This is a genomic window from Streptomyces sp. NPDC002306 (assembly GCF_053593435.1).
Genome location: NZ_JBSFCK010000032.1, coordinates 20612 through 42097, shown reverse-complemented (window position 1 = coordinate 42097; position 21486 = coordinate 20612). Strand labels below are relative to the sequence as shown.

At 71.8% G+C, this 21486-nt stretch carries 22 protein-coding genes; 5 read left to right on the top strand and 17 right to left on the bottom strand.

All coding sequences use genetic code 11. The annotated features are described in order from the left end of the window. Nucleotides 1-35 precede the first annotated feature (35 nt). Nucleotides 36-815, top strand: coding sequence for a hypothetical protein (locus ACWCQK_RS34210; protein ID WP_451161788.1), 780 nt, complete (start codon nucleotides 36-38; stop codon nucleotides 813-815). Nucleotides 816-897: 82 nt separating this feature from the next. Next, on the top strand, nucleotides 898-1362 hold the full coding sequence (locus ACWCQK_RS34205) for a hypothetical protein (protein ID WP_451161786.1): 465 nt from the start codon (nucleotides 898-900) through the stop codon (nucleotides 1360-1362). Nucleotides 1363-1433: 71 nt separating this feature from the next. Here ACWCQK_RS34205 and der read toward each other — a convergent pair whose 3' ends face one another. From der to ACWCQK_RS34175, 6 genes are all read right to left on the bottom strand, one after another. Continuing rightward, nucleotides 1434-2912: a ribosome biogenesis GTPase Der gene (der, locus tag ACWCQK_RS34200; protein ID WP_451161784.1), complete on the bottom strand. Its 1479-nt coding sequence runs from the start codon at nucleotides 2910-2912 to the stop codon at nucleotides 1434-1436. 72 nt (nucleotides 2913-2984) lie between these two features. Beyond that, nucleotides 2985-3572 carry a lysophospholipid acyltransferase family protein gene (locus ACWCQK_RS34195; RefSeq protein WP_451161826.1) on the bottom strand — a complete coding sequence of 196 codons (588 nt, stop codon included), beginning with the start codon at nucleotides 3570-3572 and terminating at the stop codon, nucleotides 2985-2987. A gap of 62 nt (nucleotides 3573-3634) precedes the next feature. After that, a complete protein-coding gene (cmk, locus tag ACWCQK_RS34190) occupies nucleotides 3635-4297 on the bottom strand; it encodes a (d)CMP kinase (RefSeq protein ID WP_451161782.1) in 663 nt (220 codons plus the stop codon). A 101-nt stretch (nucleotides 4298-4398) separates the two neighbouring features. Beyond that, a complete protein-coding gene (locus ACWCQK_RS34185) occupies nucleotides 4399-5484 on the bottom strand; it encodes a prephenate dehydrogenase (RefSeq protein WP_451161780.1) in 1086 nt (361 codons plus the stop codon). Next, the gene (gene aroH, locus ACWCQK_RS34180) at nucleotides 5481-5843 is read right to left on the bottom strand and encodes a chorismate mutase (RefSeq protein WP_451161778.1); all 363 of its coding nucleotides are present in this window, start codon (nucleotides 5841-5843) and stop codon (nucleotides 5481-5483) included. The genes ACWCQK_RS34185 and aroH overlap by 4 nt, the downstream gene beginning before the upstream one ends. Before the next feature lie 121 nt (nucleotides 5844-5964). Next, nucleotides 5965-6423, bottom strand: coding sequence for a YidB family protein (locus ACWCQK_RS34175; RefSeq protein ID WP_451161776.1), 459 nt, complete (start codon nucleotides 6421-6423; stop codon nucleotides 5965-5967). A 186-nt stretch (nucleotides 6424-6609) separates the two neighbouring features. Between ACWCQK_RS34175 and ACWCQK_RS34170 the strand changes: the two genes are divergently transcribed. Genes ACWCQK_RS34170 through ACWCQK_RS34160 form a run of 3 tightly spaced genes read left to right on the top strand, consistent with a single transcriptional unit; the run spans nucleotide 6610 to nucleotide 8333 of the window. After that, a complete protein-coding gene (locus tag ACWCQK_RS34170; protein WP_451161824.1) occupies nucleotides 6610-7305 on the top strand; it encodes a hypothetical protein in 696 nt (231 codons plus the stop codon). Nucleotides 7306-7329: 24 nt separating this feature from the next. After that, entirely contained in the window at nucleotides 7330-7908 is a 579-nt protein-coding gene (locus ACWCQK_RS34165) for a DUF6529 family protein (RefSeq protein ID WP_451161774.1), read from the top strand. Continuing rightward, entirely contained in the window at nucleotides 7905-8333 is a 429-nt protein-coding gene (locus ACWCQK_RS34160) for a Rieske (2Fe-2S) protein (protein ID WP_451161772.1), read from the top strand. The genes ACWCQK_RS34165 and ACWCQK_RS34160 overlap by 4 nt, the downstream gene beginning before the upstream one ends. 15 nt (nucleotides 8334-8348) lie before the next feature. Here the strand turns inward: ACWCQK_RS34160 and ACWCQK_RS34155 are convergent, their stop codons facing one another. The 11 genes from ACWCQK_RS34155 to ACWCQK_RS34105 form a co-directional block, all read right to left on the bottom strand. Beyond that, nucleotides 8349-9389 carry an ADP-ribosylglycohydrolase family protein gene (locus ACWCQK_RS34155; protein ID WP_451161770.1) on the bottom strand — a complete coding sequence of 347 codons (1041 nt, stop codon included), beginning with the start codon at nucleotides 9387-9389 and terminating at the stop codon, nucleotides 8349-8351. Further along, on the bottom strand, nucleotides 9386-10048 hold the full coding sequence (locus tag ACWCQK_RS34150) for an NUDIX hydrolase (RefSeq protein ID WP_451161822.1): 663 nt from the start codon (nucleotides 10046-10048) through the stop codon (nucleotides 9386-9388). The genes ACWCQK_RS34155 and ACWCQK_RS34150 overlap by 4 nt, the downstream gene beginning before the upstream one ends. Nucleotides 10049-10263: 215 nt before the next feature. Further along, nucleotides 10264-11385 (bottom strand): pseudouridine synthase, encoded by a 1122-nt coding sequence (locus ACWCQK_RS34145; protein WP_451161768.1) that lies wholly within the window; start codon nucleotides 11383-11385, stop codon nucleotides 10264-10266. Continuing rightward, nucleotides 11385-11954, bottom strand: a complete 570-nt coding sequence (scpB, locus tag ACWCQK_RS34140; RefSeq protein WP_451161820.1) for an SMC-Scp complex subunit ScpB — start codon at nucleotides 11952-11954, stop codon at nucleotides 11385-11387. Before scpB ends, ACWCQK_RS34145 begins: the two co-directional genes overlap by 1 nt. Nucleotides 11955-12034: 80 nt before the next feature. Continuing rightward, nucleotides 12035-13204 (bottom strand): segregation/condensation protein A, encoded by a 1170-nt coding sequence (locus ACWCQK_RS34135; protein WP_451161766.1) that lies wholly within the window; start codon nucleotides 13202-13204, stop codon nucleotides 12035-12037. 18 nt (nucleotides 13205-13222) lie between these two features. Then, nucleotides 13223-13795, bottom strand: coding sequence for a hypothetical protein (locus ACWCQK_RS34130; protein ID WP_451161764.1), 573 nt, complete (start codon nucleotides 13793-13795; stop codon nucleotides 13223-13225). Further along, nucleotides 13780-14916: a ParA family protein gene (locus tag ACWCQK_RS34125; protein WP_451161762.1), complete on the bottom strand. Its 1137-nt coding sequence runs from the start codon at nucleotides 14914-14916 to the stop codon at nucleotides 13780-13782. Before ACWCQK_RS34125 ends, ACWCQK_RS34130 begins: the two co-directional genes overlap by 16 nt. 386 nt (nucleotides 14917-15302) lie before the next feature. Continuing rightward, nucleotides 15303-16427 (bottom strand): alanine dehydrogenase, encoded by a 1125-nt coding sequence (gene ald / locus ACWCQK_RS34120; RefSeq protein ID WP_451161760.1) that lies wholly within the window; start codon nucleotides 16425-16427, stop codon nucleotides 15303-15305. Between the two features lie 135 nt (nucleotides 16428-16562). Beyond that, a complete protein-coding gene (locus ACWCQK_RS34115; protein WP_451161758.1) occupies nucleotides 16563-18629 on the bottom strand; it encodes a tetratricopeptide repeat protein in 2067 nt (688 codons plus the stop codon). 355 nt (nucleotides 18630-18984) lie between these two features. Further along, entirely contained in the window at nucleotides 18985-19611 is a 627-nt protein-coding gene (locus ACWCQK_RS34110; RefSeq protein WP_451161756.1) for an NUDIX domain-containing protein, read from the bottom strand. A gap of 119 nt (nucleotides 19612-19730) precedes the next feature. Continuing rightward, nucleotides 19731-21395 (bottom strand): CTP synthase, encoded by a 1665-nt coding sequence (locus tag ACWCQK_RS34105; protein ID WP_451161754.1) that lies wholly within the window; start codon nucleotides 21393-21395, stop codon nucleotides 19731-19733. Nucleotides 21396-21486: the final 91 nt, after the last annotated feature.

Here is a 21486-nt window from a genome sequence, read left to right as displayed (position 1 = left end):
GGTCCCGCCACGCACCGCATCCCGAGGGAGCCACCGTGCCGCGCATGCTCGACGTCAGCGACGAGGTACGCGCCGAGATCGGCGACGAAGAAGCCGACCGGCTGCTCGCCGGAGAGAACGCCCCGGGCAGTTACGACTGCACGTCCTGCCGCACCCCGGGCGACTCCGAGCACGAGCGCACCAGCACCGTCCTGTTCATCGGGGACGAGACCGCCGTACTCGCCTTCGCCCACTCCGGCTGCCTGCCCTCGCAGGTCGTCCAGGTCACGGAGGAGCAGTTGCAGGGCGCGGTCCGCTCCATCGGCGGCACCGCCGGCGGCGACCCGCACCAGGCCATGCCCGAGCAGGCGGTGCTCGGTGTGACCAGCGGACTCGTGCTGATCGCCGGGGAGTTGCACCCCGCGCTCGTCGTGGAGCCGACCGCGCCCATCGTGCGGCCCGGCTCCACCGACATCGGCGACGACTTCCTGCCGCTGCTCATCGAGCAGGGCTTCATGCCGCTCAGCGAGATCTCCGAGGTACCGCCCGTGCTGCACGGCTGGTCGGTGCTGCTCGCCGCGGGCCAGCTGCACGCCGTGCTGCAACCGGGCACCGGCGGCGGCGGGCCGGTCGCCTGGTGGCAGGCGCACCAGCCGCTCCAGGTCACGGACAGCTGGCGGGCGGCGGCGAACAAGCACCAGCAGGTGCTCATGTTCGCCGCGCCGGTCGGTTCGATCGGGCGCCAGCCGCGGGAGGACCTGCTGCGGGGCGCGCTCGACAAGGCGGCCGCCAACGGCAAGCTGGTCGCGTCCGCGCTGCCCCTCGCGGGGACCTGAGCACCCTTGCTCCAGGGACAGTTGACCTGCTGAATCAGCAGCTCAGCCGCATCCCCTGGGCGGCGGGGTCGTTTGGACATACGTGCACGCATACGACGTTCCCCGCCGCCAGGCCTTCCAGTCGGTCCCTCCCTCAGGTTCTCCGCTCCGTCCGGGCAGGGAGGTGCCCCCGCCGCGACCGGCTCAGGAACCTCATGGCGGTCCCTCGGCCACGCCGATCTACGACGCGCTCTACGCCGAGTACGTCAAGTCCTTCCGCACGCTGCCCGGGGACCGCACCGGCGAGGACGAACTGGGCTTCACCGCCTTCGGGAACATCCCGCACAGCACGGGCTCCTTCGGCGGCCACCGCTCGGGGACGTTCAGCAGTTCCTACAGCGCCTACAGCGCGGGAGCGAACATCGCGCGGCACAGTGGCGGCCAGCAGCCCTCGTGGCAGCGCGTCGGACACCTCGGCCAGCTCGGGCAGATCGGCCAGCAGCATCACGGCACGGAGATGCAGCACGTCCCGGCGGCCCTGCCGCCCGGCCCGCGCAGAGGCCTCTGAGCGGACGCGGAAGGACCACACGCGTGAAGGGCGGCCCCGGGGAACCGGGGCCGCCCTTCACGTCGTATGTGCTACTTCCGCTTCGCGCCGCGCTTCTCGCGCACTCGCACGGAGATGTGGATCGGCGTGCCCTCGAAGCCGAACTCCTCGCGCAGCCGGCGCTCGATGAAGCGCCGGTAACCCGCCTCGATGAAGCCGGAGGCGAAGAGCACGAACCGCGGCGGCTTGGTGCCCGCCTGGGTGCCGAAGAGGATGCGGGGCTGCTTGCCGCCCCGGACCGGGTGCGGGTGGGCGGCGACCAGCTCGCCGAGGAAGGCGTTCAGACGGCCCGTGGGAACCCGGGTCTCCCAGCCCGCCAGCGCCGTCTCGATCCCCGGGACCAGCTTCTCCATGTGCCGGCCGGTGCGCGCGGAGACGTTGACCCGCGGCGCCCAGGCGACCTGCGCGAGCTCGGTCTCGATCTCCCGCTCCAGGTAGTAGCGGCGCTCCTCGTCGAGCGTGTCCCACTTGTTGAAGGCCAGGACGATCGCGCGGCCCGCATCGACGGCCATCGTGACGATCCGCTGGTCCTGGACGGAGATGTTCTCCGACGCGTCGATCAGGATGACGGCGACCTCGGCCTTCTCCACGGCGGCCGCCGTGCGCAGCGAGGCGTAGTAGTCGGCGCCCTGCTGGAGGTGGACGCGCTTGCGGATGCCCGCCGTGTCCACGAACTTCCAGACGACACCGCCGAGTTCGATGAGCTCGTCGACCGGGTCACGGGTGGTGCCCGCGATCTCGTTCACCACCACGCGCTCCTCGCCCGCCACCTTGTTCAGCAGCGAGGACTTGCCGACGTTCGGGCGGCCGATGAGGGCGATGCGGCGCGGGCCGCCGACGGCGCCCCCGAAGGTCTGCGCGGGCGCCTCGGGCAACGCCTCCAGGACGGCGTCCAGCATGTCGCCGGTGCCCCGGCCGTGCAGCGCGGAGACGGGGTGCGGCTCGCCGAGCCCCAGGGACCACAGGTACGAGGCGTCGGCCTCACCGCTCTGCCCGTCCACCTTGTTGGCGCACAGCACCACGGGCTTGCCGGCCTTGCGCAGCAGTCGTACGACCGCCTCGTCCGTGTCGGTCGCGCCGACCTTGGCGTCCACCACGAACACGACGGCGTCGGCCGCCTCGATCGCGTACTCGGCCTGGGCGGCGACGGAGGCGTCGATCCCGAGGACGTCCTGCTCCCAGCCGCCGGTGTCGACGACCTTGAAGCGGCGGCCCGCCCACTCGGCCTCGTAGGTGACCCGGTCACGGGTGACGCCGGGCTTGTCCTCGACGACGGCCTCACGGCGGCCGATGATGCGGTTCACCAGCGTCGACTTGCCGACGTTGGGGCGGCCGACGACGGCGAGCACGGGCAGCGGGCCGTGCCCCGCCTCCTCGATGGCTCCCTCGACATCCTCGGGGTCGAAGCCCTCGACCGCGGCGAGCTCCATGAACTCCGCGTACTCCGCGTCGCCAAGTGCTCCGTGGTCGTGCTCCTCGCCCGAGCCCTCGGAGTGGATCTGGTCGTTCATGAAGTCCGTACCTCGTTCATCGTGGTGATCGGTGGACCGCCCGTACCGGGTGATCCACTACTCAAGTGTCTCTCAGCGCCCGGTCAGGCGCCTGGCGTTGTCCAGGTGCGCGGCGAGCTGCTTCTGGATGCGCTCGGTCGCCTCGTCCAGCGCCGTGCGGGTGCGCCGCCCGCTGCCGTCGCCCGCCTCGAAGGGGTCGCCGAAGACGACGTCGACGCGGGTGCGCAGCGGAGGCAGCGCCTTGGTCAGCCGGCTGCTCCTGCCGGAGCTTCCCAGGACCGCGACCGGGACGATCGGCGCCCCGCTGCGTACGGCGAAGTACGCGAGCCCGGCGCGCAGCGAGGCGAAGTCGCCCTCGCCTCGGGTGCCCTCGGGGAAGATACCGAGAACACCGCCGTGGTCGAGGATGTCCAGCGCCTGGGTGATCGCCGTGCGGTCGGCGCTCTGGCGGTCGACCTTCACCTGCCCGATGCCGAGCAGGAACGGGTCGAGCGGGCCGATGAACGCCTCCTTCTTGATCAGGAAGTGCGTCGGCCGGGGCGCCACGCCCATGACCATCGGTCCGTCGATGTTGTGCGAGTGGTTGACCGCGAAGATCACCGGGCCGGCGGCGGGCACCTTCCAGGCGCCCAGGACGCGCGGCTTCCACAGCCCGTACATCAGGCCGACGCCGATGCGCCGGCCGACCTCGGCGCCCCTGACGGAGGGGATGGAACGGTCGCTCACTTCGCGGCCCGCTTCTCCTCGACGAGGGTGACGACACACTCGATGACCTGCTCGAGCGTGAGGTCGGAGGTGTCCACCTCGACCGCGTCGTCCGCCTTGGCGAGCGGGGAGGTCTTGCGGCTGGAGTCGGCCGCGTCCCGCTTCAGCAGGGCCTCGCGGGTGGCCTGCACGTCGGCGCTCTGGAGCTCACCGCTGCGGCGGGCGGCGCGGGCCTCCGGGGAGGCGGTGAGGAAGATCTTCAGGTCGGCGTCGGGCAGCACGGTCGTACCGATGTCGCGGCCCTCGACGACGATGCCGTGCGCCGCCGAGGCGGCCAGGGAGCGCTGGAGTCCGGTGATCCGGGCCCGCACCTCGGGCACCGCGCTGACCGCGCTGACCTTGGAGGTGACCTCCTGGGTGCGGATCGGGCCGGCCACGTCGGTGCCGTCGACCGTGATCGTCGGGTTCGCCGGGTCGGTGCCGGAGACGATCTCCGCCTTGCCGGCCGCGTCGGCGATCGCGGCGGGGTCGGTGACGTCGATCCCGTTGCTCACCATCCACCAGGTGATCGCCCGGTACTGGGCGCCGGTGTCCAGGTAGCTCAGACCGAGCTGGGCGGCCACGGCCTTGGACGTGCTCGACTTGCCCGTGCCGGAGGGGCCGTCGATGGCGACAATCACTGCCGGGACGCTTTCCACAGTGGGGGACCTTCCTGGACCGGGGTGGTGGGGCGGGGCGCGACCGCGCCCCGCACAAGGTTACTGGCTCCCCGGACGCCGTCTTACTGCCGGATGGCCCAGCCCCGCTCGCGCAGCGCCGCCGTCAGAACCGGTGCCGACCTCGGCTCCACCATCAGCTGCACCAGACCGGCCTGCTGCCCGGTGGCGTGCTCTATGCGTACGTCCTCGACGTTGATCCCGGCCTGTCCCGCGTCGGCGAAGATGCGGGCCAGCTGGCCGGGCTGGTCGTCGATGAGGACCGCCACCGTCTCGTACGTCCGCGGCGCCGACCCGTGCTTGCCGGGGACGCGGACCTGGCCGGCGTTGCCGCGGCGCAGGACGTCCTCGATGCCGGTGGTGCCCTCGCGGCGCTTGTCCTCGTCGGAGGACTGCAGGGCGCGCAGCGACCGGACGGTCTCGTCGAGGTCGGCGGAGACGTCCGCGAGGAGGTCGGCGACCGGCCCCGGGTTCGCGGAGAGGATGTCGATCCACATCCGGGGGTCGGACGCGGCGATCCGGGTCACGTCGCGGATGCCTCCGCCGCACAGCCGTACGGCCGCCTCCTCGGCGTTCTCCAGACGCGCGGCGACCATGCTGGACACCAGGTGGGGCATGTGGGAGACGAGGGCCACGGCGCGGTCGTGCGCGTCGGCGTCCATCACCACCGGCACCGCGTGGCAGTGCGAGACCAGCTCCAGGGCGAGGTTCAGCACCTCGGTGTCGGTGTCCCGGGTCGGGGTGAGCACCCAGGGGCGCCCCTCGAAGAGGTCGGCGGTCGCGGCCAGCGGGCCTGACTTCTCCCGGCCCGACATCGGGTGGCTGCCGATGTACGTCGACAGGTCGAGGCCGAGCGCCTCAAGCTCGCGGCGCGGGCCGCCCTTGACGCTGGCCACGTCCAGGTAGCCGCGGGCCACGCCCCGGCGCATGGTGTCCGCCAGCACGGCGGCCACGTGGGCCGGCGGGGCCGCGACGATCGCGAGGTCGACGCGCCCTTCGGGCGTCTCGTCCGTGCCGGCCCCGAGCGCCGCGGCCGTCCGGGCCTGCTCCGGGTCGTGGTCGGCGAGGTGGACGACGACCCCGCGCCGGACGAGGGCGAGGGCGGCGGACGTACCGATGAGTCCGGTACCGATGACGAGCGCGGTCCTCACTGGGCGATGTCCTTGCGCAGGGCGGCGGCGGCACCGAGGTAGACGTGCGCGATGTCGGTCCGGGGCCGGTCGGACTCGACGTGCGCGAGGAGGCGGACCACGCGGGGCATGGCGCCCGCGATGTCGAGCTCCTGGGCGCAGATCAGCGGCACGTCGACGATGCCGAGCTTGCGGGCGGCGGCCGCCGGGAAGTCGCTGTGCAGGTCGGGTGTGGCCGTGAACCAGATGCTGATCAGGTCGTCCGCGTCCAGGCCGTTGCGCTCCAGCACGGCGGTCAGCAGGGCACCGACCTGCTCGCTCATGTGGCCGGCTTCGTCCCGCTCCAGTTGGACGGCCCCCCGGACCGCTCGTACCGCCACGGCGCTGCTCCTCGCTGATGTGCTGATGTACGGATCGCTCTCTCGTCCATCCAGCCTAGTCAGACCGGGCGCGAGCGGGGTGCGACGCCCGCCCGGTGAGACGGCGGGCGCCGCGCCGCGGTCAGTGCTGCATCTGCTGCCTGATGAGCTCCTCCAGGGAGGCGGCCTGGGGCACCTTGCCGCCGGGGGTGAGCCGGTCGACGGCCTTGGGCAGCGCCTTGGCCAGCTCGTCCGCGGCCTGGTCGGGCGTGGTGCCCGTCTGCTGGGCGACGTGCTGGAGGGTCTCGTCGGGCAGCGCCTGCTGTATCTCCGGGCCGGTGACGGGCTGGTTCTGGCCGGTGCCGACCCAGGAGTCCATCTGGCCGGCCAGGCCGGACTTGGTGAGCATGTCCATCAGGCCGCCGAGCGGGCTGCCGGAGGAACCGCCCTGACCGGCGGCGGCGCCGGCCTGACCGGCGCCGGCCTGACCGCCGCCGCCGAGGGCCGAGATCAGCGCCCCCAGGATGTTGCCGCCGGAGGAACCGCTCTGACCACCGCCGAGGAGGCCGCCGAGCAGACTGCCGAGATCGTTACCCGCCATGATGAGGCCTTTCTGAGGTACCGCCGTGCCCAGGTCACAGGGCCCGGCTCGGACCATGCCAATGTCACCCGAATCGCCCAGTTCCGCTACTTGGGGTGAGAACGCCCCCGTGCGCCCCTTTACGCCGGGGCGCGGGTCCGCTCTGATGGCAGGACACCTGCCTCGGGGGAGGCCGCCATGAAGCGCCTGAACCGCCCTGGACCGCTGTTCACCCTTCTCGCGGGGCTGCTGCTCGGCCTGTTCCTCCTGTCGCTCAACGCGACGACCGGGGCGAGGAACGCACCCTCGGCGAACCAGCGGGAGGCCCCGGCCCCGGCCGCCGCGGAGTCCGGCCTGCCGCCATCACCGTCCCCGTCACAGCCCCCGTCCCCGTCCCCGTCGCAGTCCCCGTCCCCCTCGGCCTCGCGCACGCCCGTGCCCGACGCCTCCTACGCGGGCCGCACCGACGACGACACGGCGGCCGTCGCCGTGACCGTGCGCGACGGCGAGGCGATCGCGTACTTCTGCGACGGACACGACAAGGAGTCCTGGCTGAAGGGCGACGTCCAGGACGACGGCACCCTGCGGCTCACCGGGAAACACGGCGCGCGGCTGGACGGCACGCTCGTGGCGAACCGGCGGATCCGCGGCACCGTCGACATCGGCGGCGGGCACCACGCCTTCACCGCCGACCGGGCGAAGAAGCCGTCCGGGCTGTACCGGGCGACCGCCACGGTCCGCGGCGCGAAGGTCGACGGCGGCTGGATCGTGCTGCCGGACGGCCGTCAGGTGGGTGTCCTCACCCGCGACGGCACCCCCGGGGCGGCACCCGCGATCGACCCGGAGACCGGCGCGGTGACGGTCGACGGAGAGCGGCTCACCGCCGGTCCAGCCATCCCCTGACCCCCTTCGAGCAGGGAGCCGATCATGACCGTGGACCCGAACGCCGCCACGCAGAACTTCCCCGCCCACGCCCACCGCCGTCCGCGTCCGGCCCGCTATCTCGTCCCGGCCCTGGTCGCGGGCTGCGTCGCGGTCGGGCTCGGGGTCTACGGCCGGCTCCACGACCCGGCGGGCACGGCCTTCAACCTCGCCGGATTCAGCAGCACCGGCGCGGTGAAGTCGTGGCTGGCGACGACGGCCGTCTTCTTCGCGGTGGTCCAGCTCGTCTCGGCGCTGATGGTGTACGGCAGGCTGCCGGGCCCCGGCTGGGCGCCGGCGCTGCACCGGTGGTCGGGCCGGGTGGCGTTCCTGGTGGCGGTGCCGGTCGCGGTGCACTGTTTGTACGCATTGGGCTATCAGACGTACGAAACACGCGTTTTGTGGCACTCCGCCCTGGGATGCTTCTTCTTCGGTGCTTTCAGTGCCAAGATGCTGCTGCTCCGCTCGGAGCGGCTTCCCGGCTGGCTACTGCCGATCGTCGGCGGACTCGTGTTCGTCGTCCTCACGGTCGTCTGGCTGACCTCCGCCTTCTGGTTCTTCGACACCTTCGGAGTGACGACATGATCGATGGCCCGACGCGGCGCACGGTACTCGCGACGGGCGCCGTCGCGTTCGTCGCCGGCTGCAGCAACTACGGTGACGAATCCGGCTCCGCGGACGCCGCCTCGACCGTCTCCGCCTCCGCCGCCGCCGACACCGCCGCCAAGACGCTGACGAAGACCGGCGACATCCCGGTCGGCGGCGGCAAGATCTTCGCGGACGACGAGGTCGTCGTCACGCAGCCGAAGGAGGGCGAGTTCAAGGCCTTCACGAACATCTGCACCCACCGGCAGTGCCCGGTCGCCAGCGTCTCCGACGGCACGATCAACTGCACCTGCCACGGCAGCAAGTTCCACATCGCCGACGGCTCGGTGGCCCACCCCCCGGCCACGCGGCCGCTGGCCGAGAAGAAGATCACGGTCAGCGGCGACACGATCAGCCTGGCCTGACCGCCGGCCGCCCGCTCAGGCGTCCCAGAGCGCGCCGAGCGTGACCAGTTCGCCCTGATACTCGATGCGGTCCGCCCACTCGGCGGGCCAGGCGCCGGCCCCCAGATACGCGCCCGCGAAGGCACCGGTCAGGCACGCTATCGAGTCGGAGTCGCCGGAACTGCACGCGGCGCGGCGCAGCGCCGTCAGCGGTTCGTCGACGAAGAGCAGGAAGCACAACAGCCCGGTCGCCAGGGCTTCTTCGGCGATCCAGCCCTCTCCCGTCGCCAGACACGGGTCCGTCTCGCGGGACCCGGCGCGCACGGCCTCCTGGAGGCGGTCCAAGGCCACCAGGCACTCGTCCCAGCCGCGCGCGACGAAGTGCTCGGGGCTGGGGTCCTGACTGCGCGTCCACAGGTCGCCGAGCCACCGCTCGTGGTAGCGGGTGCGGTGGTCGAGGGCGTACGAGCGCAGCAGCCCGACGAGCCCGGTCGGCTCCGCGCCCTGGGCGAGCAGCCGTACGGCGTGCGCGGTGAGGTCGGACGCGGCGAGCGCCGTCGGATGTCCGTGGGTGAGGGCGGACTGCAACTGGGCCGCGCCGGAGCGCTGTTCGTCGCTCAGCCCGGGGACCAGCCCGACGGGGGCGACCCGCATGTTGGCGCCGCAGCCCTTGGAGCCGATCTGGCTGGCGTCCTGCCAGGGCAGGCCCGGGGTCTTCAGCAGATCGCAGGCGACCAGGCAGGTCCGGCCCGGGGCCCGGTTGTTCTCCGGTGACTGGTACCAGTCCACGAACTCCTCGCGCACCGGCCGCTCCAGCCGCTTCGGGCCGAGCAGCCCCCGGTCCATCGCCGTGCGCAGGCCGCGTCCGAGCGCCAGGGTCATCTGCGTGTCGTCACTGACGATCGCGGGCTTGATCAGCGGCATCTCGCGCCAGGGGCCGAACTTCGCGAGGATCGACGGTACGTCGTTGAACTCGGTCGGGAAGCCCAGCGCGTCGCCGAGGGCGAGGCCCAGCAGGGCTCCGGTGGCGGCGCGTTTGTGGGCGGTGGCCGGGTGGGCCGTGGTCGAGGTGGTCATGCGGGACGTCCTTCCCGAGGCGCGCGAAGCAGCGGCGGATGGAGGGCGGCGGCGGTGCCGGACCGGTACAGCGCGGCCGGTTTGCCACGGCCGCCGGTCAGCCGGGCCGCACCCGGTACGGGCTCGACGAAGCCGGGCGTGGCGAGCACCTTGCGCCGGAAGTTGGGCCGGTCGAGAGCCGTGCCCCACACCGTCTCGTAGACCTGCTGCAACTCGCCGAGGGTGAACTCCGGCGGGCAGAAGGCGGTGGCGAGGCTGGTGTACTCCAGCTTGGCGCCGACGCGGTCGTGGGCGTCGGCGAGGATCCGGTCGTGGTCGAAGGCGAGCGGCGCGGCGGACTCGTACGGCAGCCAGCGGGCCTGCGCCGCGTCCCCGCCGCCGTGCGGTTCGGGGGCGTCCGGGAGCAGCGCGGCGAAAGCGACCGACACGACCCGCATCCGGGGGTCGCGGCCGGGCTCGCTGTAGGTGCGCAGTTGTTCCAGGTGGAGTCCGGAGACGTCCGACAGGCCGGTCTCCTCGGCGAGTTCGCGCCGGGCCGCCGTCTCCGCGGACTCCTGGGGCAGCACGAACCCGCCGGGCAGCGCCCAGTGTCCGGCGTACGGCTCCTGTCCGCGCTCCACGAGCAGCACGTGCAGGGCGCCGTCGAGGACGGTGAGCACGGCGAGATCGACGGTGACGGCAAAAGGTTCGAAGGCGTACTTGTCGTACCCCGCGGGGTCTACGGTCCCCCCGGATCCCGCGGTCCGCCCAGGTCCCGTCGGCCGCGCGGCGCCACGGCTGCCCGGTGCCGGCACGACGACCACCCCCTCTTAATAGTCATGACGACTATAAAAGGGGGTGGCGGTCCGTGACAAGGGCCTGTCGCCCGGCCGACCTAGAGGTCGACCTCCTGCATCAGCATGCCGACCTCGGTGTTGGACAGCCGACGCAGCCAGCCCGACTTCTGGTCGCCGAGCGTGATCGGACCGAAGGCGACACGCACCAGCTTGTCGACGGGGAAGCCGGCCTCGGCGAGCATGCGGCGCACGATGTGCTTGCGGCCCTCGTGCAGGGTGACCTCGACGAGGTAGTTCTTGCCGGTCTGCTCGACGACCCGGAAGTGGTCCGCGCGCGCGTACCCGTCCTCCAGCTGGATGCCGTCCTTGAGCTGCTTGCCCAGGTCGCGCGGGATCGGGCCCACGATGTGCGCGAGGTAGACCTTCTTCACGCCGTACTTGGGGTGGGTCAGCCGGTGGGCCAGCTCGCCGTGGTTGGTGAGCAGGATCACGCCCTCGGTCTCGGTGTCGAGCCGCCCCACGTGGAAGAGCCGCGTCTCGCGGTTGGTCACGTAGTCACCGAGGCACTGCCGGCCCTCGTTGTCCTCCATGGTGGAGACGACACCGGCGGGCTTGTTCAGCGAGAAGAACTGGTACGACTGGGTCGCGACCGTCAGGCCGTCGACCCTGACCTCGTCATGCTCCGGGTCGACCCGCTTGCCCTGCTCCAGCACGATCTCGCCGTTGACCTCGACCCGCGCCTGCTCGATCAGCTCCTCGCAGGCCCGCCGGGATCCGTAGCCCGCGCGCGCGAGGATCTTCTGCAGACGCTCGCCCTCCTGCTCGGCGCCCGGGAAGGTCTTCGGCGGCTTGACATCCTTCTTGCCCGCGTACCGCTCGCGGTTGCGCTCCTCGGCGCGGGCGTCGTACTCCCGGGAGGTGGCGGGCGCCCAGCGTCCCCGCCCGGTGCCCGGAGACTGCTTCGGGCCGCCCTTGGCCCCTCCGCGCGCGGAAGCGCCACGTCCGGACTTCGGACCCTCCGGGGAGGCGCCGGGACCCACGTCGTAGCGGCGCTCCTCGGGGCGGGGCTTGCTCGGCCGCCCGCCCGGGTTGTCGTCGCGGTTCTTGCCGGCGCCACGGGGGTTACCGCGGCCACCGCTGCTCCCGCCGCGGCCGCTGCTGTTGCCACCACGGCTCCCGCCGTTGTTTCCGCTGCTGTTCCTGCCGCTGCTGCTTCGCATCAAAGTTCCGTCTTGTCGTCTGCGTCCTCGGAATCCGGAGCGTCCGGATCGAACGACGGGACCGCTTCCAGCGTCTCGGCCTCGATCGCCGCCGCCTCCGGGAGGAAGGGCGCGAGTTCCGGGAGCTCGTCCAGGCCGCGCAGGCCCATCCGCTCCAGGAAGTAGTTCGTCGTCACGTACAGGATCGCACCTGTTTCGGGTTCCGCGCCCGCCTCCTCCACAAGACCGCGTTGCAGCAGGGTGCGCATGACCCCGTCGCAGTTGACTCCGCGGACCGCGGAGACCCTGCTGCGGCTGACCGGCTGGCGGTACGCGACCACCGCCAGGGTCTCCAGCGCGGCCTGGGTGAGCCGGGCCTGCTGGCCGTCCAGGACGAAGCCCTCCACGGCCGCCGCGTACTCGGGCCGGGTGTAGTAGCGCCAGCCGCCCGCGATGAGCCGCAGCTCGAAGCCGCGCCGCTGCACGGTGTACTCGTCGGCCAGCTCGCGCAGGGCGTCCGCGATCTGCCGCTTCGGCCGCTGGAGTATCTTCGCGAGGTGCTCCTCGGTCGCGGGCTCGTCCACGACCATGAGGACGGCCTCCAGGGCCGGCTTGAGGTCGAGGTCGGCGACGGCGCCCGGCCCGGCCGGGTGGTCGGTGCTCTGCTCGCTCACGCCTTCTTCTCCTCCTTGGGCACCTCGGGCGGCCGGTCGAACTCGTCGGTGACCGTCGGGGAGTCTCCCCCGTCCCCGCCGGTCCAGCGGACCAGGAGGTCCCCAAGGGCGTCCTCCTGGTCCAGGGCGACGGCCTTCTCCCGGTACAGCTCCAGCAGCGCCAGGAACCGCGCCACGACGGTGAGGGTGTCGTCGGTGTCCTCGACGAGCACGCGGAAGCTGGCCTCGCCGAGCTCCCGCAGCCGCGCGACCACGATCCCGGCCTGCTCCTGCACGCTCACCAGCGGGGCGTGGATGTGGTCGACGTACACCTGCGGCTTGGGCCGGGGCTGCATCGCCTTGACCGCGAGCCGGGCGAAGCCCTCCGGGCCGATGCTGATGACGACCTCGGGCAGCAGCTCGGCGTGGTGGGGTTCGAGGCCGACGGTACGGGGGTAGCGGCGGGCTTCCTGGAGCAGCCGGTGGTTGAAGATGTCGGCGATCTGCTTGTAGGCCCGGTACTGCAGCAACCGCGCGAAGAGCAGGTCGCGGGCCTCCAGCAGGGCCAGGTCGGCCTCGTCCTCCACCTCGGCGGCGGGCAGCAGCCGGGCCGCCTTCAGGTCGAGCAGGGTGGCGGCCACGACCAGGAACTCGGTCGTCTGGTCGAGGTCCCAGTCCGGGCCCATCGCCCGGATGTGCGCCATGAACTCGTCGGTCACCTTCGACAGGGCCACTTCGGTGACGTCGAGCTTGTGCTTGGAGATCAGCTGGAGGAGCAGATCGAAAGGGCCCTCGAAGTTCGCGAGCCGGACCTTGAAGACACCGTCCACGGGCTCGGGCACAGCCGCGGGCCCGGGCTCATACGCGGACTCCGGTTCCGGCTCCGGTACGACGGCCTCGGGGTCCGGGGTCGGTACGACGGTCTCGGGGTCCGCGGTCGGTACGTCGGCCTTGGGTTCCGGGGTCGGTACGTCGGCCTCGGGTTCCGGCTCCGGCCGCTCAGGTACGGCTGTCCCGGGCTCCGGGGCCGGTACGACGGCCTCGGGGTCCGGCTCGGGCTCGGATACGGCCGTCCCGGGTTCCGGGGCCGTCACGGGCGCCTGGGCGGCAGTCGCGCCCGGACCTCGTCCCAGCGCACGCCGACGGCCGGCGGGAGCGCCGGGCACGGGGGCGTCGTTCGAGGTCATGGCCCCCGCAGGCTACCGCTACCGCCCGCGCAGTCGTCGTACGAGGATGCTCGCGTCCCCGCGGGACTCCAGGTCGGCGAGGACCACGGCGACCGCCTCGCGGACGATCCGCCCGCGGTCGACGGCCAGTCCGTGCTCACCGCGGAGCACGAGACGCGCGTGCTCCAGGTCCATGAGCTCCTCGGCGGACACGTACACCGTGATCTTCTCGTCGTGGCGCTCGCGTCCGCTGGGCCGCCGGGCGGGCGACCGCCCCCGCTTGCGCGGCTGCGCGTCGGCAGAACCTTCCTGCGCCGCCCCACGCCGCGCGGTGCGCTCCGCGGCGGCGGCCCGGATCCGGGACTCCCCCGCGTCGACCGAGTCGGCGTCGACGGCCACGTGCTCGGCGCCCTCGCCGTCGCCGCCCTGGGCGGGCACCGACTGCGGCGCGTCCTCCGCCGGGGCGGCGGCCGTCTGGTCGCTCTCCCCCGCCGGAGCCGGCACCCGGGCCTCGCCGTTGGCCGGGCGCCGTGGAGTGGACGGCTGGAGTGCCATTCCCCCTGTCGTACGGAACAGTTCGTCGGCCCCCGGCAGACTCACTCGGCGTGACACCGGGCGAGCACCTCCCTGGCGAGCTGGCGATAGGCGGCGGCGCCGACGGAGTTGGAGGCGTACGTCGTGATCGGCTCACCGGCGACCGTGGTCTCCGGGAAGCGGACCGTGCGCCCGATGACCGTGTGGTAGACGTGATCGTCGAAGGCCTCGACGACACGCGCGAGCACCTCACGGCTGTGCACGGTGCGCGAGTCGTACATCGTGGCGAGGATGCCGTCGAGCTCCAGTTCCGGGTTGAGCCGTTCCTGGACCTTCTCGATGGTCTCCGTCAGCAGCGCGACACCGCGCAGGGCGAAGAACTCGCACTCGAGCGGCACGATCACCTTGTGCGCGGCCGTCAGGGCGTTGACCGTGAGCAGGCCGAGCGAGGGCTGACAGTCGATCACGATGTAGTCGTAGTCGGGCAGCAGCGGCTTCAGCGCCCGCTGGAGCGTCGACTCGCGCGCGACCTCGCTCACGAGCTGGACCTCGGCGGCCGACAGGTCGATGTTGCTGGGCAGCAGGTCCATGTTCGGGACCGCCGTCTTCAGGAGTACCTCGTCCGCCGACATGCCCCGCTCCATGAGCAGGTTGTAGACGGTGAGGTCGAGCTCCATCGGGTTGACGCCGAGACCGACCGACAGCGCGCCCTGCGGGTCGAAGTCCACGAGCAGCACCCGACGGCCGTACTCCGCGAGGGCGGCACCCAGGTTGATGGTCGACGTCGTCTTGCCCACGCCGCCCTTCTGGTTGCACATCGCGATGATCGTCGCGGGACCGTGGTCGGTCAGCGGGCCCGGGATCGGGAAGTAGGGCAGCGGCCGCCCGGTCGGGCCGACGCGCTCGCGGCGCTGACGGGCAGCGTCGGGCGCGAGCGTGGCCGCGTACTCGGGATCGGGCTCGTACTCGGCGTCGGGATCGTAGAAGTGCCCTTGGGGCAGTTCGTCGTAGTCGGCGAAGTGGTTGTGGGGCGCGCCACTTCCGTCGCCGGCCATGGCGTTCACGTGATGGCCATCCATGCTCTGGGGTGCTGGCTGAGTCACCCTCGGGGGCTGGTGACTCTGGTGGGCTGCGAAGGTGCGCACAGCAACAGAGCCGACAGCCTCGAACCCCGCGGGGCCTCGGCCCCGGACAGGCATTCCTGGTTGACCACCCCCGGGAGAAAATGTCGACTCATTCACAAGTCGTCTTACCTCCTTGGTGACCAGGAAACTTCTAGACAGGTCAGCGTGGCACCATGCCGACGGTTGGCGACTCTATGGCGTGTCGGGCGTCGGCAGCAACACAATCCGCCGGACCCGGCAGGATGTGTCGGCAATGAAACATCCCTCTGTCAAGGGCGTACGGCCGTCGCACAGCAGGTTTCACCGGTGTACGAATCGGTTCAAGGGTTACGTTCGAGGCGAGTTGGCCGAGAGCCGCAAAGTGACCATACACACACCCGGCCGGACCTCGTCGACAAGGTCCGGCCGGGTGTGCTGCGTTGACGATCCGTGTTGACGTATCGCCATTACCGTTTGGCGACTTAGCCGAGCAGGGCGTCGAGCTCGACGTGCGCCAGACCGTGCGCTTCGGCGACCTCGCGGTAAACGACCTGGCCCTCATGGGTGTTGAGACCCCTGGCGAGCGCGGCGTCGCGGCGCAGCGCCTCGACCCAGCCGTTGTCGGCGAGGGACACGATGTAGGGCAGCGTGGCGTTGGTGAGGGCGTTGGTGGAGGTGCTGGGCACCGCGCCCGGCATGTTGGCCACGCAGTAGAAGACCGAGTTGTGGACCTGGAAGGTCGGCTCGGCGTGCGTGGTGGGACGCGAGTCCTCGAAGCAGCCGCCCTGGTCGATCGCGATGTCGACAAGAACACTTCCCGGCTTCATGCGGGAGACCAGCTCGTTGGTGACGAGCTTCGGGGCCTTGGCACCCGGGATCAGCACCGCGCCGATCACGAGGTCCGCGTCGAGGACGGCCTTCTCCAGCTCGAAGGCGTTGGACATGATGGCCTTGACCTTGGTGCCGAAGATCTTGTCGGCCTCGCGCAGCTTGTTGATGTCGCGGTCCAGCAGGGTCACGTCGAAGCCCATGCCGACGGCGATCTGGACGGCGTTCCAGCCGGAGACGCCACCGCCGATGACGACGGCCTTGGCCGGGGTCACCCCCGGGACACCGCCCGGCAGCACACCGCGGCCGCCGTTGGCGCGCATCAGGTGGTAGGCGCCGACCTGCGGGGCCAGCCGGCCCGCGACCTCGGACATCGGGGCGAGCAGCGGCAGACCGCGGCCCGGCAGCTCGACGGTCTCGTACGCGATCGCCGTGGTGCCGGACTCCAGCAGGGCGTCGGTGCACTCCTTCGAAGCGGCCAGGTGCAGGTAGGTGAAGAGCGTCTGGTCCTTGCGGAGGCGGTGGTACTCCTCGGCGATGGGCTCCTTGACCTTCAACAGCAGGTCGGCGTCGGCCCACACCTCGTCGGCCGTCTCCAGGATCCGGGCACCGGCGGCGACGTACTCGTCGTCCGTGATCGACGAGCCGACGCCTGCGTTGCGCTCGATGACCACCTGGTGGCCATGGCGCACCAGCTCGTGCACGCCGGCGGGGGTGATGGCCACCCGGAACTCGTTGTTCTTGACCTCGCGGGGGATGCCGACCTTCACGTCGATCACGGTCCTTGGCTCAGAGGGTGTGGGGCAATGCAACACATACCCGTACGCATGAGGGCGCACAGGGATGCACCGCAGGAGAACGTGCGGCAGAGCCAGTTTAATGAAGGTGTTCCCGCTGTCTAGCCTTTCATTGCATCAACCTTCAGCGGATGCGCTGCGGATTTCGCAGGCGTTGGCGTCGTTTCCCGATGGCTCCGGCTCTCCGAGGCTCTCCGGGAGCTCATCACCCAGCATGCGCTCGGCCGTCCCCCGGTGCAGTCGGGCGGCCGCGGGGTCGCCGAGATGCTCCAGGGTGTCGGCCAGCCGCAGCTGGAGCGCGGCCTGGAGACGTACGTCCTCGGCCCGGCGCGCCCACTCCACCGCCTCCTGGCAGGTGCGCAGGGACTCCTCCGGCCGGCCCGCGTACTCCTGGACGCGCGCCAGCTCGCTCAACGCCCGCGCCTGGGCGGCCACATCACCGTTCTTGCGGTGTCCGGAGACCGCCGCCCGCCAGTGCCGCAGCGCCTCGCCGTAGCGGCCCGCGTAGGTGTGCGCGGTGGCGATACGCCCGTACAGCCGGGCGGCGTCGATGCGTTCGTCCCGGGCCAGGCGCTGGGCCAGGGCCCGGCCGAACCAGTCGGCGGCCCGGTCGAAGTCCGCGAGCTCCAGATGCGCGCCGCCTACGGATTCCATCGCGCGGCCGGTCGCGTACGGGTCGTTCGCCTCGCGCCCGGCGTCCAGCGCCGCCCGGTAGCGCACCAGCGCCTCCGCCGTACGTCCGGTCTGCGCGTCCACGTCGGCGAGGTTCAGCAGGGCGGCGGCCCTCTCGCGGGGCAGGTCGCGGCGCTCGGCCACGTCGAGCACGAGACGGTGGATGCCGTACAGGTCGGCGGCGGCCGCCTGGGTGCCGAAGTGCGCGACCATGGCCCTGACCAACTGGGACATCAGACGGCGGGCCAGTGTGTCCAGCTCGCCGTCGGCGACCGCGAGCCGGGCCGAGGCCAGCAGGGCGGATCGGCGCAAGGTCAGCCAGTCGGCGGCGGCGCGGGGGCTCGGGAAGCGCAGCGCCCGGGGCATGCCCTGGAGCTTCTCGCGCGCCTCGGGGTTGTCCGTCTCCGTGATCGCCCGGCAGGACTGCAGCAGCCGGACCGTCCGCTCCAGCATCCGGGCACGGGCGAGCTGGAGCTCGGCGGGGCGGTCCTGAGCCTCGCTGGCGGCCAGCAGGAGCGGTTGCAGGCAGCCGGGGACCTCGTACTGAGGCAGCGGCGACTCCACGACCCGCAGCAGGCCCAGGGCGACGAAGTCGTCGAGCGTGGTGTGGGCGCCGCTCACCGAGCAGCCGGCCAGCGCGGAGGCGGTGTGCGGGTCGACGAGACCGGCCGGGGCGAGGGAGAGCAGTCGCAGTATCCGGGCCGCGGGGGCGGGCAGGGAGGCGTGCACGAGCCGGAAGACACGGCTGAGGGGCGTGCTGTCGGTGCCGTCCGTGTGCAGTTGCTTGGCGAGGTCGGCGACGGCCGCCTTGGGGCGGGCCGCGAGCCAGCCGCCGGCCAGCCGCAGCGCGGCCGGCTGCGCCCGGCACTCCTCGACCAGACCCTCGGCGGCCCGCGGGTCGACGGTGATGCGGACCGAGCCGGTGTGCCGGGTCAGCAGCTCCAGGGCCGACTTCGTGTCGAGTCCGCCGATGGTGCACGGGCGGACGTCCGAGATCCCGGTCAGCGGGCCCCCGGCGACGGCGACGACCAGGCACTCGGGGGTGTCCGGGAGCAGCGCGTCGACCTGCTCGGCGCCGGCCGCGTCGTCCAGCAGCAGCAGCGCCCTGCGGTCGGCGAGGGCGGCCCGCAGGGCCTCGCTGAGGTCGTCCTCGGCGGCGCCCGGCGGGGCAGGCACGTCCAGCGCGGCGAGCAGTTCGCGCGCGGTGCGCTCGACCGGTACGGGCGTGCCGTCCGGCTCGCTGAGCCGGGCGCGCAGCACACCGCCGTCGTAACGGTCCGCAATCTCCCGCACGAGCTCCTCGGCGAGCGCCGTGCGTCCCGATCCGGGCCTGCCCGCGATGAGGAGCACCCTCGCGCGCGGCGCCTTCCTCCCGGCGAGGGTGTCGAGGCCCGTGCGCTCGATGTCCGCGCGCAGGTCCTTCAACTCCCTTGTACGGCCCAGGAAATGGCTGTCCACCGACGTGCGTCCCGACAGCTGCACGCCGTCTGTGTCCACCGCCTGATCCGTCACGGGCCACACTCCCGTCCCACCACACGCGCAAGCCCGCCGGGTCTCCGGATCGGGCGTTTCCAGAGCCTAGTTCACGCTCTGCGACGATCCTGGCGGAGCACGGCGGAGGGGTCCCCCGATCGGATCAGGCGATCGTCACACTGGAAGGGGGAGCCGCTGACGTGGAGGGACTCCGGACGGGGCACGAGGAGGACCCGGAGAGGCCGCGGGCAAGGCCTGGGAGGCCGCGGGCACGCCCCGGCGGGGGGCCCGTAGCGGGAACCTCGCACCGGGGCAGGAGAGGCCCCGGGCGGGGCTGAGGCGGGGCCCCAGGCGCGCCCTCAGTCGCGGTCTCAGTCGCGGTCTCAGTCGCGGCTCAGGCGTCGAAGGGGCGCGCCGGCCAGCGCGACTCGGCGGGGCGCAGGGCGTCGAGGCCGTCCCCGGCCCGCGCGGCGACCAGCGAGAGAACGCCGACCACGAGGCAGTTGTTGTGCAGCTCGCCCGCGAGCACCCCACGGACGAGTTCCTCGACCGGCACCCGCGCGTGCTCCATGTCGGCCTCCTCGTCCTCCACCTCGAACCGCTGCCCCTCGGCCTCGGACAGGTCCTGGGCGAGGAAGATGCGTACGGCCTCGTCGCAGCCGCCGGGCGTGGTGTAGACGTCGGTGAGGACCCGCCAGTCCTCGGCCTTGACGTGCGCCTCCTCGTACAGCTCCCGCTGGGCGGCGTGCAGCGGGTTCTCGCCGGGCACGTCCAGCAGCCCGGCCGGGATCTCCCACAGCTTCTGGCGCACGGGGTGGCGGTACTGCCGGATGACCAGGACCCGGCCCTCCTCGTCGAGGGCGAGGACGGCGACCGAGCCGGGGTGGACCTGGTAGTCGCGGTGGGCCACCGAGCCGTCGGGCATGACCACGGCGTCGGTACGGACGGAGGTCTTGTTGCCCACGAAGGGGGTCTCCGTCGCCCGGATCTCCCACTGCTCGGGGGTGTCCTTGATCGTCATGCCCTGTCCTTCCACACGTGCCGGAGCGACCGGCACACCACTGGAGGGACCGGCCCCGCGAAAAAACCGGGGTGCCCGCCTTTGAAGGTTTGCACCCCGGCCACCGTACAACCGGTGTGTTACTCGGAATTCTCCCGCGCCGCGACCTGGCGCTGCACGGCCGCCTTCACCAGGCCCGCGAACAGCGGGTGCGGACGGGTCGGCCGCGAGCGCAGCTCCGGGTGCGCCTGCGTGGCGACCAGGTAGGGGTGGACGTCCCGCGGGTACTCGACGTACTCGACGAGCTTGCCGTCCGGCGAGGTGCCCGAGAAGAGGATGCCCGCCTTCTTCTCCAGCTCCGCGCGGTAGGCGTTGTTCACCTCGTAGCGGTGACGGTGCCGCTCCTCGACGTACTCCTTGCCGTCGTACACCTCGCGCACGATGGAGCCCTCGGCCAGCTTGGCGGGGTACATGCCCAGCCGCATCGTGCCGCCCATGTCACCCTCACCGGCCACGATGTCGAGCTGCTCGGCCATGGTGGAGATGACCGGGTGGCCGGTGCCGGAGTCGAACTCGGTGGAGTTCGCGTCGGGGATGTCGGCGAGGTTGCGGGCCGCCTCGATCACGATGCACTGCAGGCCCAGGCAGAGGCCGAGCAGCGGGATCCGGTTCTCGCGGGCGTAGCGGATGGCGCCGACCTTGCCGAGCACGCCTCGGTCGCCGAAGCCGCCGGGGATGCAGATGCCGTCGACGTCGCCGAGCTGCTGCGCCGCGCCGGCCGGGGTCTTGCAGTCGTCGGACGTGACCCACTTGATCTTGACGCGGGCCTTGTTCGCGAAACCGCCCGCGCGCAGCGCCTCGGTGACCGAGAGGTAGGCGTCGGGCAGGTCGATGTACTTGCCGACCAGGGCCAGGGTGATCTCGTGGTCGGGGTTGTGGACGCGGTCGAGCAGGTCGTCCCAGGTCGTCCAGTCCACGTCACGGAACGGCAGGTCCAGCTTGCGGACGACGTAGGCGTCCAGGCCCTCGCCGTGCACGGTCTTCGGGATGTCGTAGATGGAGCGCGCGTCGGGGCACGCGACGACCGCGTCCTCGTCGACGTCGCACATCAGCGAGATCTTGCGCTTGATCGCGGTGGGCACCTCGCGGTCGCAGCGCAGGACGATCGCGTCCGGCTGGATACCGATGTTGCGCAGCGCCGCGACCGAGTGCTGGGTCGGCTTGGTCTTCAGCTCGCCGGAGGGGCCGATGTAGGGCAGGAGCGAGATGTGCACGACGAAGACGTTGTCCCGGCCGACCTCGTGCCGGACCTGGCGGACCGTCTCCAGGAACGGCAGCGACTCGATGTCGCCGACCGTGCCGCCGACCTCGGTGATCACGACGTCGACCGCGTCGGTCGCCATACGGCGGATCCGGTGCTTGATCTCGTTGGTGATGTGCGGGATGACCTGCACCGTGTCGCCCAGGTACTCGCCGCGCCGCTCCTTGGCGATGACCGTCGAGTACACCTGGCCCGTCGTGACGTTGGCGGAGCCGTCCAGGTCACGGTCGAGGAAGCGCTCGTAGTGTCCGATGTCCAGGTCGGTCTCGGCGCCGTCGTTGGTGACGAACACCTCACCGTGCTGGAAGGGGTTCATCGTGCCCGGGTCGACGTTCAGGTACGGGTCGAGCTTCTGCATCACGACGCGCAGGCCCCGCGCCTTCAGCAGCATGCCGAGGCTGGAGGCCGTCAGGCCCTTGCCGAGCGAGGAGGCGACACCCCCGGTGACGAAGATGTGCTTGGTCGTCGTGGATTTGGGCGTCATGGCCAAGAGGGGGCTCCCGTGGTCGCGGTCTGGGGGTGCGGTGCGGCGGTCCGGGCCGGAGATTTCCGGTTTTCGCGGAGGCGCCGTCGCT

Excerpts from the sequence above, each read along its gene's own strand:
- ACWCQK_RS34175 (WP_451161776.1), bottom strand. The coding sequence starts at position 6,423 with ATGGCGGGTAACGATCTCGGCAGTCTGCTCGGCGGCCTCCTCGGCGGT.
- ACWCQK_RS34105 (WP_451161754.1), bottom strand. The coding sequence starts at position 21,395 with ATGACGCCCAAATCCACGACGACCAAGCACATCTTCGTCACCGGGGGT.
- scpB (WP_451161820.1), bottom strand. The coding sequence starts at position 11,954 with ATGGTCGTGGACGAGCCCGCGACCGAGGAGCACCTCGCGAAGATACTC.
- der (WP_451161784.1), bottom strand. The coding sequence starts at position 2,912 with ATGAACGACCAGATCCACTCCGAGGGCTCGGGCGAGGAGCACGACCAC.
- ACWCQK_RS34110 (WP_451161756.1), bottom strand. The coding sequence starts at position 19,611 with ATGACGATCAAGGACACCCCCGAGCAGTGGGAGATCCGGGCGACGGAG.
- ACWCQK_RS34165 (WP_451161774.1), top strand. The coding sequence starts at position 7,330 with ATGACCGTGGACCCGAACGCCGCCACGCAGAACTTCCCCGCCCACGCC.
- ACWCQK_RS34160 (WP_451161772.1), top strand. The coding sequence starts at position 7,905 with ATGATCGATGGCCCGACGCGGCGCACGGTACTCGCGACGGGCGCCGTC.
- ACWCQK_RS34145 (WP_451161768.1), bottom strand. The coding sequence starts at position 11,385 with ATGCGAAGCAGCAGCGGCAGGAACAGCAGCGGAAACAACGGCGGGAGC.
- ACWCQK_RS34155 (WP_451161770.1), bottom strand. The coding sequence starts at position 9,389 with ATGACCACCTCGACCACGGCCCACCCGGCCACCGCCCACAAACGCGCC.
- ACWCQK_RS34195 (WP_451161826.1), bottom strand. The coding sequence starts at position 3,572 with ATGTACGGGCTGTGGAAGCCGCGCGTCCTGGGCGCCTGGAAGGTGCCC.
- ACWCQK_RS34135 (WP_451161766.1), bottom strand. The coding sequence starts at position 13,204 with ATGACCTCGAACGACGCCCCCGTGCCCGGCGCTCCCGCCGGCCGTCGG.
- ACWCQK_RS34125 (WP_451161762.1), bottom strand. The coding sequence starts at position 14,916 with ATGCCTGTCCGGGGCCGAGGCCCCGCGGGGTTCGAGGCTGTCGGCTCT.